Annotated in this window: 17 protein-coding genes and 1 riboswitch; all 17 genes read right to left on the bottom strand. The window is 38.7% G+C overall.

Annotation, left to right across the window (positions count from 1 at the left end; all coding sequences use genetic code 11):
* Window positions 1–6 precede the first annotated feature (6 nt).
* The 17 genes from EO125_RS01420 to EO125_RS01340 all read right to left on the bottom strand — a co-directional run bounded on the left by EO125_RS01420 (window position 7) and on the right by EO125_RS01340 (window position 17883).
* On the bottom strand, window positions 7–705 hold the full coding sequence (locus EO125_RS01420) for a Stp1/IreP family PP2C-type Ser/Thr phosphatase (RefSeq protein WP_127147317.1): 699 nt from the start codon (window positions 703–705) through the stop codon (window positions 7–9).
* Window positions 702–1751 carry a 23S rRNA (adenine(2503)-C(2))-methyltransferase RlmN gene (gene rlmN / locus EO125_RS01415; protein ID WP_127147316.1) on the bottom strand — a complete coding sequence of 350 codons (1050 nt, stop codon included), beginning with the start codon at window positions 1749–1751 and terminating at the stop codon, window positions 702–704. The genes EO125_RS01420 and rlmN overlap by 4 nt, the downstream gene beginning before the upstream one ends.
* On the bottom strand, window positions 1748–3106 hold the full coding sequence (gene rsmB, locus EO125_RS01410; protein WP_127147315.1) for a 16S rRNA (cytosine(967)-C(5))-methyltransferase RsmB: 1359 nt from the start codon (window positions 3104–3106) through the stop codon (window positions 1748–1750). The genes rlmN and rsmB overlap by 4 nt, the downstream gene beginning before the upstream one ends.
* Window positions 3078–3848: a DUF116 domain-containing protein gene (locus EO125_RS01405; protein ID WP_127147429.1), complete on the bottom strand. Its 771-nt coding sequence runs from the start codon at window positions 3846–3848 to the stop codon at window positions 3078–3080. Before EO125_RS01405 ends, rsmB begins: the two co-directional genes overlap by 29 nt.
* On the bottom strand, window positions 3841–4818 hold the full coding sequence (gene fmt, locus EO125_RS01400; RefSeq protein WP_127147314.1) for a methionyl-tRNA formyltransferase: 978 nt from the start codon (window positions 4816–4818) through the stop codon (window positions 3841–3843). The genes EO125_RS01405 and fmt overlap by 8 nt, the downstream gene beginning before the upstream one ends.
* Window positions 4819–4820: 2 nt before the next feature.
* Window positions 4821–5294 carry a peptide deformylase gene (gene def, locus EO125_RS01395; protein ID WP_127147313.1) on the bottom strand — a complete coding sequence of 158 codons (474 nt, stop codon included), beginning with the start codon at window positions 5292–5294 and terminating at the stop codon, window positions 4821–4823.
* Between the two features lie 8 nt (window positions 5295–5302).
* A complete protein-coding gene (priA, locus tag EO125_RS01390; protein ID WP_127147428.1) occupies window positions 5303–7483 on the bottom strand; it encodes a primosomal protein N' in 2181 nt (726 codons plus the stop codon).
* A gap of 308 nt (window positions 7484–7791) precedes the next feature.
* Entirely contained in the window at window positions 7792–8982 is a 1191-nt protein-coding gene (gene metK, locus EO125_RS01385) for a methionine adenosyltransferase (RefSeq protein WP_127147312.1), read from the bottom strand.
* Between the two features lie 49 nt (window positions 8983–9031).
* Window positions 9032–9134, bottom strand: a riboswitch (SAM riboswitch).
* 57 nt (window positions 9135–9191) lie between these two features.
* Window positions 9192–10373: a bifunctional phosphopantothenoylcysteine decarboxylase/phosphopantothenate--cysteine ligase CoaBC gene (coaBC, locus tag EO125_RS01380; protein ID WP_127147427.1), complete on the bottom strand. Its 1182-nt coding sequence runs from the start codon at window positions 10371–10373 to the stop codon at window positions 9192–9194.
* A 249-nt stretch (window positions 10374–10622) separates the two neighbouring features.
* Complete coding sequence (locus EO125_RS01375) at window positions 10623–11069, bottom strand: GNAT family N-acetyltransferase (RefSeq protein WP_127147311.1); 447 nt, start codon at window positions 11067–11069, stop codon at window positions 10623–10625.
* 246 nt (window positions 11070–11315) lie between these two features.
* On the bottom strand, window positions 11316–11756 hold the full coding sequence (locus EO125_RS01370) for an ATPase (RefSeq protein WP_126938712.1): 441 nt from the start codon (window positions 11754–11756) through the stop codon (window positions 11316–11318).
* A 9-nt stretch (window positions 11757–11765) separates the two neighbouring features.
* Window positions 11766–12257, bottom strand: coding sequence for a pantetheine-phosphate adenylyltransferase (coaD, locus tag EO125_RS01365; RefSeq protein ID WP_127147310.1), 492 nt, complete (start codon window positions 12255–12257; stop codon window positions 11766–11768).
* A gap of 15 nt (window positions 12258–12272) precedes the next feature.
* Window positions 12273–12842 (bottom strand): 16S rRNA (guanine(966)-N(2))-methyltransferase RsmD, encoded by a 570-nt coding sequence (rsmD, locus tag EO125_RS01360; RefSeq protein ID WP_255416561.1) that lies wholly within the window; start codon window positions 12840–12842, stop codon window positions 12273–12275.
* A gap of 58 nt (window positions 12843–12900) precedes the next feature.
* Window positions 12901–13905 (bottom strand): NAD(P)H-dependent glycerol-3-phosphate dehydrogenase, encoded by a 1005-nt coding sequence (locus EO125_RS01355; protein WP_127147308.1) that lies wholly within the window; start codon window positions 13903–13905, stop codon window positions 12901–12903.
* Window positions 13906–13907: 2 nt separating this feature from the next.
* A complete protein-coding gene (plsY, locus tag EO125_RS01350) occupies window positions 13908–14498 on the bottom strand; it encodes a glycerol-3-phosphate 1-O-acyltransferase PlsY (protein ID WP_127147426.1) in 591 nt (196 codons plus the stop codon).
* Window positions 14499–14503: 5 nt separating this feature from the next.
* On the bottom strand, window positions 14504–15838 hold the full coding sequence (gene der / locus EO125_RS01345) for a ribosome biogenesis GTPase Der (RefSeq protein WP_127147307.1): 1335 nt from the start codon (window positions 15836–15838) through the stop codon (window positions 14504–14506).
* Between the two features lie 137 nt (window positions 15839–15975).
* Window positions 15976–17883 carry a bifunctional 4-hydroxy-3-methylbut-2-enyl diphosphate reductase/30S ribosomal protein S1 gene (locus EO125_RS01340; protein WP_127147306.1) on the bottom strand — a complete coding sequence of 636 codons (1908 nt, stop codon included), beginning with the start codon at window positions 17881–17883 and terminating at the stop codon, window positions 15976–15978.
* Window positions 17884–17889 lie beyond the last annotated feature (6 nt).

The following is a 17889-nucleotide window of genomic DNA, read 5'->3' as shown; positions in this document are numbered from 1 at the left end:
ACCTCTTTATATACGTCCAAGTACGATTGTTACATTATCTCGTGCTCCCGCATCATACACAAGGTGCACTAAATCTTCCAAAGCTCTACTTTCATTGTTTTCTTTTGAAAGCACTTGTTCAATCTTAGATTCTTCAATATAACCAGACAAACCGTCACTACATAATAGGATACGGTCATTCTGATGCACTTCAACTACGCCTGTATCTACTTCTACAGTTTCATACACTCCGATGGCTCGAGTCAACATATTTCGTTTCGGATGATGAATGACTTCTTCTTCAGTAATCGTTCCTGCTTCTACTAATTGCTGTACCATAGAATGATCTTTTGTCATACGGTGCAAACCATCTTCTCCATACCTGTACAAACGACTATCACCTACATGAGCCCAATACAGAGTATCTTCTTGTACATAGGCTACAACCACTGTTGTACCCATACCTTCCAGCTCCTTGTAGGATTGGCTCTTTTCATAGACAATGCGATTTGCTTTTAGAATGGCGTTCTTTAATACTTCTGTAGACATTTCAGTAGCCTCATTAACTACTTCTACAATGGTATCAACTACCATGGTACTAGCATATTCTCCACCGGTGTATCCACCCATACCATCTGCTACTATTAGCAGTGGCCCTTGGGCATAAAAACAATCTTCATTACGTTGGCGAACTAATCCAGTTTTACTGATTCCTAAACTAATCATAACATCCCTTCTTTCAAAGATTGTTGATGTTGTATTTTCAACTGTCCACAAGCTGCTTGAATTTCATCGCCCATTTCTTTACGAATTGTCACAGATACACCGTAGGATTCTACAATAGACTTAAACTCTTGCATAGCTTTCATAGACGGTTTATATAAATTAATATGTTCATTTCCATTCACAGGAATTAAGTTAACATTACAATGAGGAAATTGTTTTGCAATCTTACCTAGTTCGTGAGCTTCTTTATCAGAGGCATTCACATCTTTAATTAAAATATATTCAAAGGTTACACGTCGTTCCGTCCGTCGATAATATTCTGCCACAGCATTTAGCACATCCTGTAAGGCATAGGTAGCTCCTATGGGCATAATTTTCTTTCTACTTTCATCTGTAGTAGCGTGCAGCGATAATGCCAATGTTATGGGTAATTCCAACTCTGCAAAGCGGTAAATATTCGGTACTAATCCACAAGTAGATACCGTCATACGACGATAACCTATATTAAAACTTTCTTTTTCATGAATAAATTGCAATGCTTCCATCGTATGGTCAAAATTTTGTAATGGCTCTCCAGATCCCATAACAACGATGGAGTGCACATCTTCTTTAATAATACTTTCAAACAGTAATAGCTGTCCTACAATTTCAGCTACCGTTAGATTCCGGAATAAACCTTCTGTGGTGGATGCACAAAAAATGCATCCCATAGCACAACCCACTTGGGAAGATAAACACACAGAGTTACCATAGTGCTGCTTCATCAGCACCGTTTCTACTTGATGCCCATCAGAATATCTGAGCAATAATTTTTTTGTATTACCATCAGAACTAGTAGATTCTCGCACCACTGTAGGCAATGTAATCGTACAGTGTGTGCCGAGCCATTCACGCATTGTCTGTGGAAGCTGTAACATATCTTCCATAGAGAATACGTGACGTTGATAGATATAATCCATAATCTGTTTCGCTCTAAACTTTGGAAAACCTCCATCTGTCACAACTTTACTTAATGCTGGCAATGAAAGGCCAAGTAATTCTATCATGCTCTCTCCTTACGTAAACGGGCTATAAAAAATCCATCCATATCATATACGTGCGGTAATAAAGTAACCATAGGGCCTTCTGCTGTAAATGGTAACAAAGGAGTCACATCTTCTAAGACAAAATTAGGGTTTTCTTGTAGAAATCTTTCCACAACTCCTTCATTTTCCAACGTATTTATAGTACACGTAGAATATACCAAATGTCCCCCTACTTTTACATAGGAACTAGCATTTTGCAATATTTGTTGCTGCAATTTTGGCAATTCTTGTAATTGAGATTCCTCTTTTCGCCAACGCATATCTAATTTCTTCTGTAAGATTCCTAGTCCTGAACATGGTGCATCTACTAGTACCGCATCAAAAGAATCTTTCCATTGTTCTTCATTTACTGTAGCATCGCCTTGTTGAGCCTGTACATTGGACATACCCATGCGTTTTGCATTTGCCTGCAACAGTTCTACCTTATGTTCATGAATATCCGTAGCTACTATGGTTCCTGTATTGCCCATAAGGGTTGCCATATGTAATGTTTTCCCACCTGGTGCTGCACAGATATCTAAAACCCGCATATGTTGTTGAGGTTGTACTGCATAAGCTACCGCCATAGAGGCTTCATCCATGAATGTCATCAATCCCTCTTGTACCCATTTTGCTTCCTGCAATTGTCCTTTGTGAGATTTAATGATAATCGCATCTGGAATCATATGACTAGGCTCTACCACCCAGTTTGCCTCTGAAAGCTCTTCTAATACATCTTGACGGCTAATTCGTAATGTATTCACTCGCGCTGTCAATAATGGAGTTTCATTGAACCATTCACAGAGATCTATCGTTTCTTCTATACCTCGTTGCTCTATCCACAAATAGACTAACCACAAAGGTTGATTATAAATATAGGAAATCCGTTCCGCTTCCGAAGTGGCTAAGGCATCGACTCCGATATCTTCACGTTGTCTATCTACATTGCGAAGTACAGCATTGACAAAACGATCCGTACCAGGAGCCACTTTTTTTGCAAGCTTTACACTTTCATTCACCGCAGCACTGGATGGCACCTTATCCATATAGAGTAATTGATACACTCCGAGTCTAAGAATCTCTAGTACAAAAGGAGATAATTTTTTCACTGGTTTCTTCGTAAAGTGAACGATAACCGCATCTAAATAGTTTTGACGTCGTACCACACCGTACACTAATTCTGTGAAGAATCTACGATCTAAATCTTCTAGTTTTTCTTGCATCATATACTGAGGCAATACAATATTGGCATATTTCTTATCTCGATGTATATCTACCAAGGCTTTCATAGCTAGGCGTCTAATATTTTTATGTTCTTTCTTTTGTTTCGTTTCCATACAGTAACCTTTCTATGACAAGTCTGATGTCTTCTGTATTGACTCGCGTATTACAACAAGGTCCACAAGGTCGTTCATTTAAGACACCAATCACGGGAATGGGAAACACATCTGCCATACCACTAACTAGGTCTCTTTCACAGGCGATAGCCACAATCGCTTGCGGACGAATTTCCTTAATTTTTAAACGTGCTAATGTACCACCTGTCACTACCACAAAGTGGCATCCATAGGTATCGGCAATATCTAGCAAAGTTCCTACTTGGCATCCCCCACAGTGCTTACAATTATGTACATCTGTAGTCACTTTATGTACACAGCTAGATAATTGTATGCAGTGCGGTGTGAGTAGTAATAATCGTTTGGGTTCCACGCGATATACTTGGGTGCTCACAAGATGATTGATTAATGCAATTAAGGATTGACTCACTTCATCCTTGGTATATCCAAAGCATTTACCTAGGACCGTTACCAAAGGAAATAAGAGATATAAACCTCGATTAGATAATCGCAATAAAATCGGATGTTGTATAGGATACATGGTAACTAATGCCATATATATCCACATGGTCCACCCAATCAGTATAGGTACTAGCAACACACCCTCTCCGATAGGTCCTGCAACAGGTCCCCATTGCGATAAACTTGGATACATCATCCAAACCACCCAACTCCATACCACGGAAATCAGTAGCAACGCCACAGCCGTCACTGTTAAATATAGACGATAGGATTTATTCATCACCAAAGCAAGCTCCCTCTGCTAACTGATGACCACGAGCAAAATCACCTGCATTCATTCGCTTCTTATTTTCAGGTTGCACTTCAGTAACACGCAAGACGCCATGACCAGTGAAAATACTGAAAGACTCTTTATCTACATGCACTATTGTTCCCTCTTTAGGATAGCCACAAGCTCCTTGTAAACGTTCAGGCGCATACTTGGAGGTAGGGTCTACTTTTGCATGCCAGAACTTAATCCGTTTACCCTCTAAGAATGTATAACATCCAGGACTTGGATTGAAAGCCCTTATTTTTGCAGCTAATGTATGTGCTGGTTCTGTAAATTTGAGATATCCCATTTCTTTCGTAATTTTTCCTGTTTCAATGGCTTCTTCATGATTTTGAGAGACTCTTGTTAATGTACCTGCTTGTAAAGCATCTACAGTTGGTACAATCATTTGTGCCCCTAATTGTGCTAAAGCAGTAAAAATAGTACCAGATGTATCCTCTTCTGTAACAGGAATGCGTTCCATTAGCAAGATATCACCTGTATCTAGACCTTCATCCATATGCATAATCGTCATGCCAGTTTCTGATTCTTCATGAAGAATCGCATATTGTATAGGTGCTGCCCCCCTAAATTTCGGTAATAAAGAGGCATGTAGATTAATACACCCCAAAGGAGGCTGATGAATAAGCCAAGGAGGTAAAATCTTGCCATACGCAATGACTACCACAATATCAGGAGCCAAAGTTTGCAACAATTCTTGTGATTCTTCGTTGCGCAAGGATTTCGGTTGATACACAGGAATATCATACTGTAACGCCAATTCCTTCGTCGGTGGCATTTGCAATTTATTGCCTCGTCCTTTCGGTTTATCTGGTTGACAAAATACACCTACCACAGTGTGGGAACTGTCAATTAAAGCCTGTAAGGTAGGAACCGCTATATCGGGAGTTCCCATAAAAACTATACGTAATGGATTCATTATTATTGTTCCTTTTTATGGATAAAAATCTCATTGGGGTTCACTAACTTTTCCACAAATAAAATTCCATTTAAATGGTCGATTTCATGTTGAAAAATACGAGCTAAAAATCCTTCTGCTTTAATTTTTATCTTTTTATTATTTCGATTGATACCATGTACTTCAATTTTGTCATATCGCTCTACATCACCAAATAGTTCTGGTACGCTTAAACAGCCTTCTAAGCCTATTTGAGAGCCTTCTTTTTTCACGATTTCTGGATTGATAACTTCGATTAAGCCATTCCCATCATCTAGTACAATGATTCGTTTGGATACATTGACTTGCGGTGCCGCCAAACCTACACCATCTGTTTTATACATCGTTTCTGCCATATCATCTAATAATTGACGAATCTTTTTATTTACGAACTCTACTGGTTCTGCTATTTGTTTCAACACAGGATGACCTGTTTTCATGACTTCTAAAACTGCCATATTCCCTCCTATACTGGATCCACATCTATATAGATATGGGGCAATGTAAATATATCTGAATGATACATGTATGATTTCAATTTTGATAAATCAATCCCACGAATCATAATACAAAGTCGATACATATCTCGTATCTTTGTGGCACCATTTTCATAGGGCCCTAGTATATCAATGCGCTGACCTTCACAAGCCTGACGCAAAGTGTTTGCTAATTCTGTCGCTCTTGTTCGTACCACTGAAAGCTTTTCATCTAATAAGGTAATTTGTATCATTTCACCAATTGGCGGATACAACAAAGCTTTTCGAGCCTCTATTTCTTCCTCATAAAAACTAACATAATCATGGTGTGTGCTGTGCTGAATGGCATAATGTTCAGGACTATAGGTTTGTACTACTACTGTTCCAGTTTTATCACCACGACCAGCACGACCAGCCGCTTGTGTTAGCAAATTAAACGTTCTTTCAGAAGCCGTATACACAGGAATATGCAAGACAGAATCGGCCGTAATAATTCCTACTGCGGTAACATTTGAAAAATCATGTCCTTTTGCCACCATTTGCGTGCCCAATAAAATATCATATTGACCAGCACTAAAGGCTTCCAAAATGCGCTGTGATTCTCCTTTTTTAGATGTCGTATCTTGATCTAGACGAGCAATTCTAGCTTGAGGAAATCGCTTTGCTAATTCTTCTTCTACCTTTTGTGTACCTGTACCAAAGAATTTAATCTTACGGCTACCACAATGAGGACAAATTTGAGGTACTTTTTCGTGATGATCACAGTAATGGCAACGTAAGTCCTGTCCCGCTTGATGATACACCATCGATATATCACAGTGAGGACACTGGATAGGTTTACCACAATCTCGACACATCACAAATGTACTATGACCTCTACGATTCAGCAAGAGAATCATTTGCTCCCGTTTTTGTAACGTTTCTTGAATTAAAGTATCTAACGCCATAGAAAATACAGAGTAATTTCCATAGAACATTTCTTCTTTCATATCCACAACCGTTACCTTAGGCATCGGTTGATGAAAGATTCTATGAGTCAAAGACAGTAGCTGATAAGTGCCTTGTTCCGCTAAATAATAAGCCTGTACAGATGGTGTGGCGGACCCAAAAATGATCGGACATTGATGGCTTTCACTGCGCCATCTTGCCACCATACGCGCATCATAGCGAGTCATATCTTGTTGTTTATAGGATGGGTCATGTTCCTCATCGACTACAATAAGGCCAATATCTTCCGTAGGTGCAAAGATAGCTGATCGAGCCCCTATAATAATATGACTATCTTTTCTACGCAATCGTTCCCAGTTATTGTATCGTTCTGCTTTAGTTAATTGACTGTGGAAGACCACAACTTCTTGGCCAAACTTTTCTACAAATCGTCGTACAATTTGCGTTGTTAAAGCAATTTCTGGCACTAAAATAATAGCAATCTTATCTTGACGAATCGTTTCTTGCGCAGCTTTTAGATACACCTGCGTTTTTCCACTACCCGTCACACCATGGAGTAAAAAGGCTTTACTCGTCTGCTTAGCAATGCACTCCTGAATAGGATCATATACAGACTGCTGAGCTTCTGTCAAAGGAATGTCTATACTATCCACAACCTCTTCATACCGTGTTTTCGTCATTTCATAACGCCATTCTACTTCAACAGCAGAACATTCTTTTACTTGCTTGATGACAGGCAAACTAAATCCTGCCAATCGCAAGGTACTCACTGAAGTTGCTCCATGCTCTAATAAGTATTCTGCTAATAAGCGCTGCTTTTGTTTCCTCACCGCAAATAGTTCTACATGAAAGGAATCCTTAGGCACAAGCCATTCAATTTTAGGTCGGTCATAAGATTTTAATTTACTTTTATCGACAGTAAATAAACTTAATGCCTCTGCAAAGGTACACAAGTAATACTCGCTTAACTTACGAGCAGTACTTAACATTTCCGATGAAAACCAAGGTATGGGATCTAAGACTGCTAATATGGGTTTAATCACAAATGGTGGATTTTCTATGTCACAATAACCTACAAGGATGCCCTCTTCTTTAGAAGCTCCTAAAGGAACTGCCACACGAGTTCCAATAGGTACGTCCCCGAATGAGTCAGGTATTTCATAGGTTAAAGGTTTATTCAATTGTTTCGCAGGACGATTGATAATAATTTCACCTGAACGCATCATAACCTCCTGACTAAACACTCTCCATTATACCACGTTTATACCTATGATTCATACTATTTCATACCCTAGTCCTGCACATTTTCACGTCATGGCATTTCTTTTAAGAGAAATAAATACGATGATATAGTAGCAAATGAATTGGTATGCTAATCCCATTCTCTTATAACAAGTATGCACACATGACAATCTAAACGCTTATCGTTTATGTACATGACAACAGGGATAACAAAAATAGAGGACAAAGACATGCGTCTCTATCCTCTATATATGTATCACTCAAAAGCGAATGACAAATCTTTCACCTATTATAAGCCAGCTTCTTTACGAAGTGCTTCTGCTTTATCTGTGCGTTCCCATGGAAGGTCTACGTCAGTACGACCAAAATGACCATAAGCAGCAGTTTTTTTGTAATGTGGTTTCAACAAGTCTAACATTTCAATGATGCCTGCTGGACGAAGATCAAAATGCTTGCTTACTAATGCAGAGATTTTTTCTTCTTCGATTTTTGCAGTACCAAATGTTTCCACCATGATAGATACAGGTTTTGCTACACCAATTGCGTATGCTACTTGTACTTCACATTTATCAGCAAGACCAGCTGCCACAATATTTTTAGCTACATAACGAGCTGCATAGGCTGCAGAACGGTCAACTTTTGTAGGATCTTTACCGGAGAAAGCTCCACCACCATGACGAGCCATACCGCCATAGGTATCTACGATAATTTTACGACCAGTCAAACCAGCGTCACCTTGTGGACCACCGATTACGAAACGACCAGTTGGGTTGATGAAATATTTAGTATTTTCATCAATAAATCCTTCTGGAAGAACTGGATCGATTACATATTTTTTAATATCTGCTTGGATTTGTTCCAATGTCACTTCTGGACCATGTTGTGTAGAAATAACGATTGTTTCAATGCGTTTAGGTTTTCCATCAACATATTCAACAGTTACTTGTGTTTTACCATCTGGACGAAGGTAAGGCAATATACCATCTTTACGAACTTTTGTCAATTGACGAGATAAGCGATGTGCCAAGCTAATAGGCATAGGCATTAATTCTTCCGTTTCATTAGATGCGAAGCCAAACATCATACCTTGGTCACCAGCACCGATTTTATCGAATGCATCACTACCGCCTTCACGAGATTCTAATGCTTCATCGACACCCATTGCAATGTCAGCAGATTGTTCGTCAATGGCTACATTAACACCGCAAGTATCTGCATCAAAGCCAAATTTTGCACGTGTATATCCGATTTCACGAATTGTATCACGAACAATATGAGGAATGTCTACATACGTTTTTGTAGTAATTTCGCCTACTACATGAACTTGGCCTGTAGTTACTAATGTTTCACAGGCAACGTGTGCTGTTGGATCTTTTTCTAAAATAGCATCCAATACAGCATCTGAAATTTGGTCAGCAATTTTGTCTGGATGACCTTCTGTTACAGATTCAGAAGTGAAAAATACATGTTTTTCTGCCATGAATAAACCTCCAATAAAAAAATTCCTCATCCCAAGATGAGGAATCATATCCCCATCTTCCGATCAAAGATCGTTGGATTTAGCACCTTCTCCCCTAAGGAATGGTTGCTGTAGCTTCACCGGGCCTTTCCCTCCACTACTCTTGATGAGACTTGTATCATACATATAATACTTAGTTTAAAATCACTACCAAATATTATAGCATAGATTTATAGGTCTGCCAAGGCTTGAATGATACGTTCTGCTACATCAAGTTTTGACATATTGGGTAAATTTACAATTTGATCTCCAGGATAGATAAATGTCACTTCATTTGTATCTACATCAAATCCAGCATTTGATTTACTTACATCATTAGCTACTAACATATCCAAATTCTTTTTGCGCACTTTTTCTTTTCCATAGACAATGACATCTTGCGTTTCCGCCGCAAAACCAATTAATTTTTGATGCTGTTTACATTCTCCTAAGCTTGCTAATATATCTGGATTTTTTACCAACTCTAATGTCATAGTTTCTTGTTTTTTTATTTTATTGTCCGCTACTTCAGCTACACGATAGTCCGCCACAGCCGCGGCCATAATCACAGCATCTGCAGAGTCATAGTGACTATCTATAGCCTCTTTCATCTCTGTAGCCGAACGAACCATAATCCGTTCTACACCAATTGGTTTCGCAAGATCTGTAGGAGCTGATACCAAGATTGTCTTAGCCCCTGCTTGTGCCGCTTTTAGAGCTACTGCATATCCCATCTTTCCACTGGAACGATTCGTAATGTACCGAACCGGATCAATAGCTTCTTGCGTACCACCAGCACTGACAATCACAGTTTTACCTTCCAATAGTTCTGTTTTCCCTAAATGAAAGTCCACCCAGTCCATAATTTTTTGCGGTTCTGGTAAACGACCTTTTCCTTCTACCCCACATGCCAAAAGTCCACTATCAGGCTCTAGCACATGGACGCCTCTACCACGCAAGATAGTTAAATTTTCTTGCACAGTTGGATGGGCATACATGTTACTATTCATAGCGGGACAGACAAATACAGGGGCCGTTGTGGCCAATAATTGGGTAGATAACATATCATCTGCAATACCGTGGACCATTTTGGCTATTATATTAGCGGTAGCTGGTGCCACTACATAGGCATCTGCCCATGTTGCATAGGCAATATGCTCTACATTCCAATCCTGTACATTTTCAAACATTTCCACAGCCACTTTGTGTTTACTAATTTCACCAAACACAAGGGGGCTTACAAATTTAGTGGCATTTCTCGTCATTACCACTTTTACTTCCGCGCCTGCTTTATATAAACGGCTTACTAAATCCACCGCTTTATAGGCTGCAATTCCTGCTGTTACTCCTACTACAATATGTTTTCCCTTCAAATCATATGGAGGGTTGCATAGCATGCGATAGGGTTCCTCTATTAGATTCATATCTTCCAAACGATTCACCTTTCCTTTACTCCTACTCACTAGAAACTATTCTAGTATCATATAGATGAAAGAAGTGCCTTATAAACACATTACACAAAGAAGCCGTAACAGAGATATATATCCGCCTATCTCATGTTACAGCTTATTTACTCTGCTATATGTAGAAGGTCCTTACATATAGAGTATACATCTATTTTCTTATAACGGCAATGATAAATGAACGACAGTTTTCACTGGTTTCTTTGTGCCGTCCAACTTTTTAAACCCTAAATTAGTATATAACTCTTTTGCATTTTCCATGCTAGGTAAACTATCTAAGAGCAATGTTTTATACCCAAATTCACGAGCATCTTCTACTACCATTTTAGCCATATTCGTACCTAAAGAGCTATGCCGAAAAGCAGGACGAACGTACAACCGTTTCATAGCTGCTGTTTTACTATCAACATAGCGTAATGCGACACAACCCGCTGGTTTGTTATCAATGAAAGCAATATACAAGGCTTCACCTTCACCTTTATATTTGTCTTCTAGTCCATGAAACTCTCTTAAATTAGCGGACACACCTAAGGATCGTACATACTCTACAAATAAATTTTTTACTTCATCAATATAATCGTGGCCATTACGAATTTCAAAATTCATAGTATACCTCCTCTTAGTATTACATGAAACTGATATTGTTAGTATTCGACGAAATTACAAAAACTCCTTTTAATTTCTTCAAAAAATTACAAGATGTATTTGTCACTTACATAAGCACATAGTGTTCAAGAATAATGAACACCCATAGAATTATTTCCAAACAATAGAAACATATAAGAACATACCATCATTGTTACATATAAAAGAGACTGCAACAAAATATATCTTGCTACAGTCCCAAATGAATTATTTATATAATGTCTGACGATTTTCTTGCAACGCCTCTAACGTACGTTCTAAATTAGACTCTACGTATTTGAACACATCACTAGCATATTGAATAGAGCTATTTTTAAGTTCTTCAGAAGATTTATTAGCTTCTGCAATGATATGATTAGCATGTTCTTGTGCTTGTTTGACCAATTCACTTTCTTCCGTTAATTTTTGAATATATTCCTTCGCTTGTTCAATCAACGCGTCGGCTTGTTTTTGACCTTCCGCTACGATACGATCACGTTCTGCCACAATGCGACGAGATTCTTCTAATTCAAGAGGTAAAGATTCTGTTAAGGCATCTACTATGCGCATAATTTCTTCTTCTTCAATTAACTTTTTATTTGTCATAATCATATTGTTACTAGTAACAATCAAGTTTTCCAATTCTTCTAATAATTTTTCTGTTCTCATGGCGTCCTCCTATTTTTCTTGTACTGTATTAAATTTATCTTCTAATGCTTGTTTCACAACATCCGGTACTAAACCTTCTAATTTACCACCAAATTTAGCTAATTCTCGGATCCCCGTAGAGCTTACGAAAGCATATTTATTGTTGGTCATAATAAAAACAGTTTCAATCTCATCATCTAAATATTTTGAAAATAAAGCTCGTTGAAATTCATATTCAAAGTCGCTCAGCGCACGGAGACCACGAATGATAATATGACTATCTCTCGATTTTACATAATCATTCAACAAACCAGCCCCAAAATCCACTTCAACATTAGGAATATGTGACACAGATTGACGAATTAACTCTGCTCGTTCATCCAAGGTAAACAAGTACTTTTTATTTGGATTCTCTAAAATCACTACGATTAGCTTATCCACTAATTTACTAGCGCGCTCAAATATATCTATATGTCCATTTGTAACAGGATCAAAACTACCTGGACAAACTCCAATTCTCACAATCTAAGCCCCTTTCTACGGTTCTCGACACAGAATGTCAACGCGAGTGTACCCAAAGGATAGGGCTTTTACAAGCATCCACTTGGGCAATAATTCTAATGTCTCATTCTTATGGCGTTCTAAAATTAAAAAGCCATCTTCGGTAAGTAATTGTAACTCTTCCACTAAGTCCAATGTTTTTTGGACATACCCTTTTTCATAAGGGGGATCAGAAAATATCAACTGAAACTGCTTTCCTTGTAACCGTGAAAGTGCCGATTCCATAGTACATTTCATAATTTCCAATCGGTCTTCTACCTTACAATGTTGTGCATTCTTTCTAATGCACGTATCAGTGCGCGTATCTACCGCAATAGCATGACTAGCACCGCGGCTCAAAGATTCGATGGCGAGCGCACCTGTTCCAGAAAATAAATCTAGCACCTGCGCCTCAAAAAATCCTCTTCGACTTTGTATGACATTACAAATGCTCTCACGCACTCGATCTTGTGTAGGTCTTGTATCCATACCTTTCGGAGCTTGTATAGTATGCCCTTTAGCTGTCCCTGAAATAATTCTCATATATTTTACTACCTGTACTTGTATATTCTACATGATTTTACTATGGGGTACAATAGATTTTTTATGAAATCTTCCTCATAGTCTATGACTCATTACAAACTTCTTGTTTTACATCACGCATCATCAACTGCATTAGCACTTCTGCCGGTGGAACCTTATGATATAACACCTCATACAGAGCATTGGTGATAGGCATATCGATTCCCTTTGCTTTGGCTAAGTCATAAATAATACGAACTGCAAAAAAGCCTTCCACCACCATCTGAGAATGGTTGATGATATCTTCCATAGTCTCTCCATCGGCTAATTTTTGCCCGGCTCGACGGTTTCGACTATGAGGACTCATGCACGTAGCAATTAGATCTCCCATTCCTGAAAGTCCTGCATAGGTTTCTGCTTTTGCTCCCATGGCAACGCCAAACTTCGTCATTTCATGAAGTCCACGAGTCAGTAAGGCTGCCAACAAATTATCTCCTAAATGCATACCATGGGCAATACCTGCTGCTAAAGCGATGATATTTTTTGTAGCTCCCCCTAGTTCAACACCAATTACATCTGTGTTACCATAGACCCGAAAGGTTGGTCCACCCAAGGCTTTTTGTAGTGTGCAAATAGCCTCTTCATGTTGGCTTGCTACCACCGTAGCAGCTGGCAAATTACGCCCTACTTCTTCCGCATGATTGGGTCCAGATAAAATAGCCGTCGCTTTCACTAAACCTTGCACTTCTTCTTCAATAACCAAGGACAATCGTTTTTCGCTATCTTTTTCCAACCCTTTAGAGCATCCTACGATAATCATAGATAGTTGTAAATATTGTTTCAACTCCTGTAGAGTACTTCGCACATAACTAGATGGCGTTACCAGTAACACCACCTCTGCATCTGCTAAGGTAGCTTCATAAGAATGTTGAAACTCTAGTGAACTAGGTAATACAACTTCTGGCAAATAAGGATTAATGCGATATTCACGTAAATAATTTGCTTTCTCTTCCGTACGGCAATACATGGTCACTTGATGACCTACCTCTATTCCTTTCAGAGCTAATGCTGTTCCCCAACTGCCAGACCCAATAACTGCAATTTTCATACTTACTCATCCTTTGTAATACGTTTCACAGCTAACTCTTTTCCTTGTAAAAGACGCATAATATTTTCTCTATGACGGAATACCACAAATAATGCGGCTATAGCACCAAAGATAATATATGGTAAAGGTTCAGATAAACAGTACATCACGATAGGCACTAGTGTAGCCGCTACAATGGATCCTAGGGATACATAAGAAGTAAACTTAACAATAATAGCCCATACAGCAAAGCAAATGAACGCCGCTATCGGTGATAATGCAATGAGCACGCCTAATCCTGTAGCCACTCCTCTGCCACCGGAAAACCCAAGGAAAATAGACCAATTATGACCAATCATTGCACATAATCCACCTATAATCATCCATTCTGGATTCGGCGAAAACAAGAGTACACCTACAGCTCCTTTCCCTGCATCTCCTAAGAAGACAGGTAGGGCAGCTTTCATACCTAACACTCGATAGGTATTAGTAGCGCCGATATTCTTACTACCAAATTGACGTACATCAGTATGGAAAAAAAGTTTTCCAATAATAAGACCCGTTGGAATCGATCCTATGATATAAGCCACTACGACCAATACAGCTATTTCCATTGTTATCATTCTTCATCAGTTCCCTTCTTACCACGAAGTACTAATCGAATTGGAGTTCCTTCAAAGCCAAATGATTCACGAAGGCGGTTCTCCAAGAAACGCATATAGGAGAAGTGAATTAATTCTGGTTCATTCACAAATAAAATAAACGTAGGAGGTTTTACACTTGCCTGTGTCATATAGTAAATTTTCGGAATCCGTCCACCACGAGACGGCACTGGGTTTACTGTTTGCGCATCCGATAACAGTTGGTTTAATACACTTGTAGAAATACGCATATGTTGTTGCTCAGATACATATTTAATTAATTCTGCTAAGCGATGAACGCGTTGTTTTGTTAAAGCCGACGCAAACAAGATTGGTGCATACCGCAAGAAAGCCATTTCATCATAAATGTCTTCTGTAAATCGTAAAGTGGTCTTGTCATCTTTTTCAATCAAATCCCATTTATTCACAACGATGACTAAACCTTTACCAGATTCATGGGCGTAACCTACAATTTTTTTATCCTGTTCTGTAACCCCGTCTGTAGCATCTAATACTAAAACAACAATATCAGAGCGATCAATAGCACGAAGAGAACGAACAATACTATAACGCTCTACAGGTGCATCAATACGAGATTTACGACGCATGCCCGCTGTATCGATTAATACAAAATCCTGACCATCATGACTCCAATGGGTGTCGATAGAATCACGAGTAGTTCCTGCCACATCACTGACGATAACACGATCTTGACCTAATAAGGCATTTGTAAGAGAAGATTTACCCACATTAGGACGACCAATCAAGGCTACATGGATGGTATCTTCATCTTCCTCGCTAGCACTTTGTGGAGGGAAATGTTTCACCACATCATCTAGCAAATCACCTAAGTTCATCAAGTTTTTCGCAGAAATACCGATTGGATCACCAATTCCTAAATTATAAAATTCATAAATATTTGCTTCTTGGTTCACACTGTCGATTTTATTAACTACAAGAATCACAGGCTTACCGCTAGCACGCAATAGATTTGCCACTTCTTCATCAGCAATGGTAATACCTTGCTTACCATCTACAACAAAAAGGATAACATCCGCTTCTTCAATAGCCAATTGCGCCTGAAAGCGCATCATTTTAGGAATTTCATGACTTTCTGCAGTGATGAACTCAATTCCACCAGTATCGATCATAGTAAATTCTCGTTGTAACCACTCTGCATCGAAATAAATTCTATCTCGTGTTACACCTGGAATATCTTCCACAATAGAAATTCGTTTATTCACAATGGCATTAAATAATGTAGACTTCCCTACATTTGGTCTCCCTACGACCGCAACTAATGGTTTCGACATACTTTCACCTCATATTTCAACTTCCTCACAGGAAGAGTAAAAACACATAGTTTATCAACTTATATTGTATCACATAAACGAAAGCAAAAAAAGAACAGTAAGTCCATTGGACCTACTGTTCTTCTATTATGTAGTAATTATTCAGCTTCTTCTTCAGTTGCTACTGGTTCCATTAACTCAGTTAATTTTAAACCTAATTTCTTTTCGTCTTTGTTGAAAGAAATTACTTCTACTTCTACTTCTTGACCGCGGCTCAAGTAGTCTTCTACTTTTGCATTGCGTTGTTTAGTCACTTGAGAGATGTGAAGTAAACCTTGGATGTCATCGTTGATAGCAACGAATGCACCGTATTGAACTGTGCGAACTACCTTACCAGTTACTTTATCGCCTACATGGATAGTTTCTTCTGCAACGTCCCATGGGCTTTTGGATAATGCTTTTAAAGATAAAGAGATTTTGCTGTTTTCTTCATCAAAGGATTGTAATTTAACGTCGATTTCTTGACCTACAGCCAACACGTCTTCAACGCGTTTAATTTTTTGCCAAGAAATGTCGGAAATATGAAGTAAACCTTCGATTCCTCCGATATCAACGAATGCGCCATAAGGCATGATTTTGCGAACAGTACCTTTGTAAGTACCACCAACTTCTACATTTGCTAACGCTTCTTTTAATTTAGCTTGGCGTTCCACTTCAAGTACTTCACGACGGGAAAGAACCAAACGGTTTTTCTTTTCTTCAACTTCAAGTACTTTAGCTTCGAATTCTGTACCTACTAAGTTATCAAGGGATTTCACGAAGTGAATGTCACCTTGGGAAAGTGGAATAAAACCACGTAAAGACTTAACAGTTACGACTAAACCTGCAGGAATTGCATCCACACCTTTACAGATGATTGGCTCATCTTTTTCTTGTGCTTCAATAACATATTGCCAATCTTCATCTTTAGCCAAACGAGTGATAGAAAGATAGATTGGGCTATCTTCTTTGATGTGGTTAAGGATAACAGCTTTGATTTTATCGCCTTCCTTTAATACATCTTTAGCAGAAGCTGGTGTAGGGTATGCCATTTCTTTTCTTTCTAACTGTGCTTCTGTTTTGTAGCCAAAGGATACGTATGCACGTTCGTCATCGATTTGTACAACTTCCCCTTCAATCACATTACCTTTCTTAAATTCTTCTGCTTGCGCTTCTGATGCTGCAAATAATTCTGCAAAATTTTCCATCGTCTGAATGACCTCCTTAATTATCCAGTCTGGTGTCGATGCACCAGCCGTGACTCCTACTGTTGTGACGTCCTTCAACCACGTCATTTGTATTTCAGTAGAAGTTTCTATGTGGTATGTAGTGCACCCTACATCACGACATACTTCTGCTAATCTAGTCGTGTTGCCAGAGTTCTTCCCACCTACCACGATCATAAGATCTACTTCTTTCGCCAAAGCTACAGCAGAATTTTGACGTTCCTCAGTAGCCTGACAAATTGTCTTAAAGATCTTTTGATTATTAGATTTTTGTTCTAATATTTTTATTATACTTTGAAACTTAAATTGTGAAAAGGTAGTTTGTACTACAACCCCAATTTTTTCCACGAATTGAATATTTTTGGCATCTTCTTCTGTTTCTACAATAATACCTTTATTACCTGCCCACAGATTAATACTCTTTACCTCTGGATGTTTCTTCTCCCCGAGAATGACTAAAGTTAACCCTTCATCCACTACAGACTTTGCATCTCGCTGTGCCTTCTGTACATGTGGACAAGTAGCATCAATCACTGGTAATCCACGTGTTTCTGCCTCTTCATATACTTCTGGTCCAACCCCATGGGAGCGAATGATAATAGTACCTTCTTCTACATCATTCAATTCATTAATGGCATATACACCATTATCCTCTAGTCGGCCTACTACTTGAGGGTTATGAATAATAGGCCCCAATGTATAACTTACATCTTTTGAGTCTGCTGCTTTTTCTGCCATCGTAACAGCACGCTTTACGCCATAGCAAAAGCCACAATTTTCTGCCAATCGTATTGTAAACATAGCATT

The sequence above is a fragment of the Veillonella sp. VA139 genome (genome assembly GCF_003992005.1).
Taxonomy (GTDB): domain Bacteria; phylum Bacillota; class Negativicutes; order Veillonellales; family Veillonellaceae; genus F0422.
This window is presented reverse-complemented; position numbering and strand designations above follow the sequence as displayed.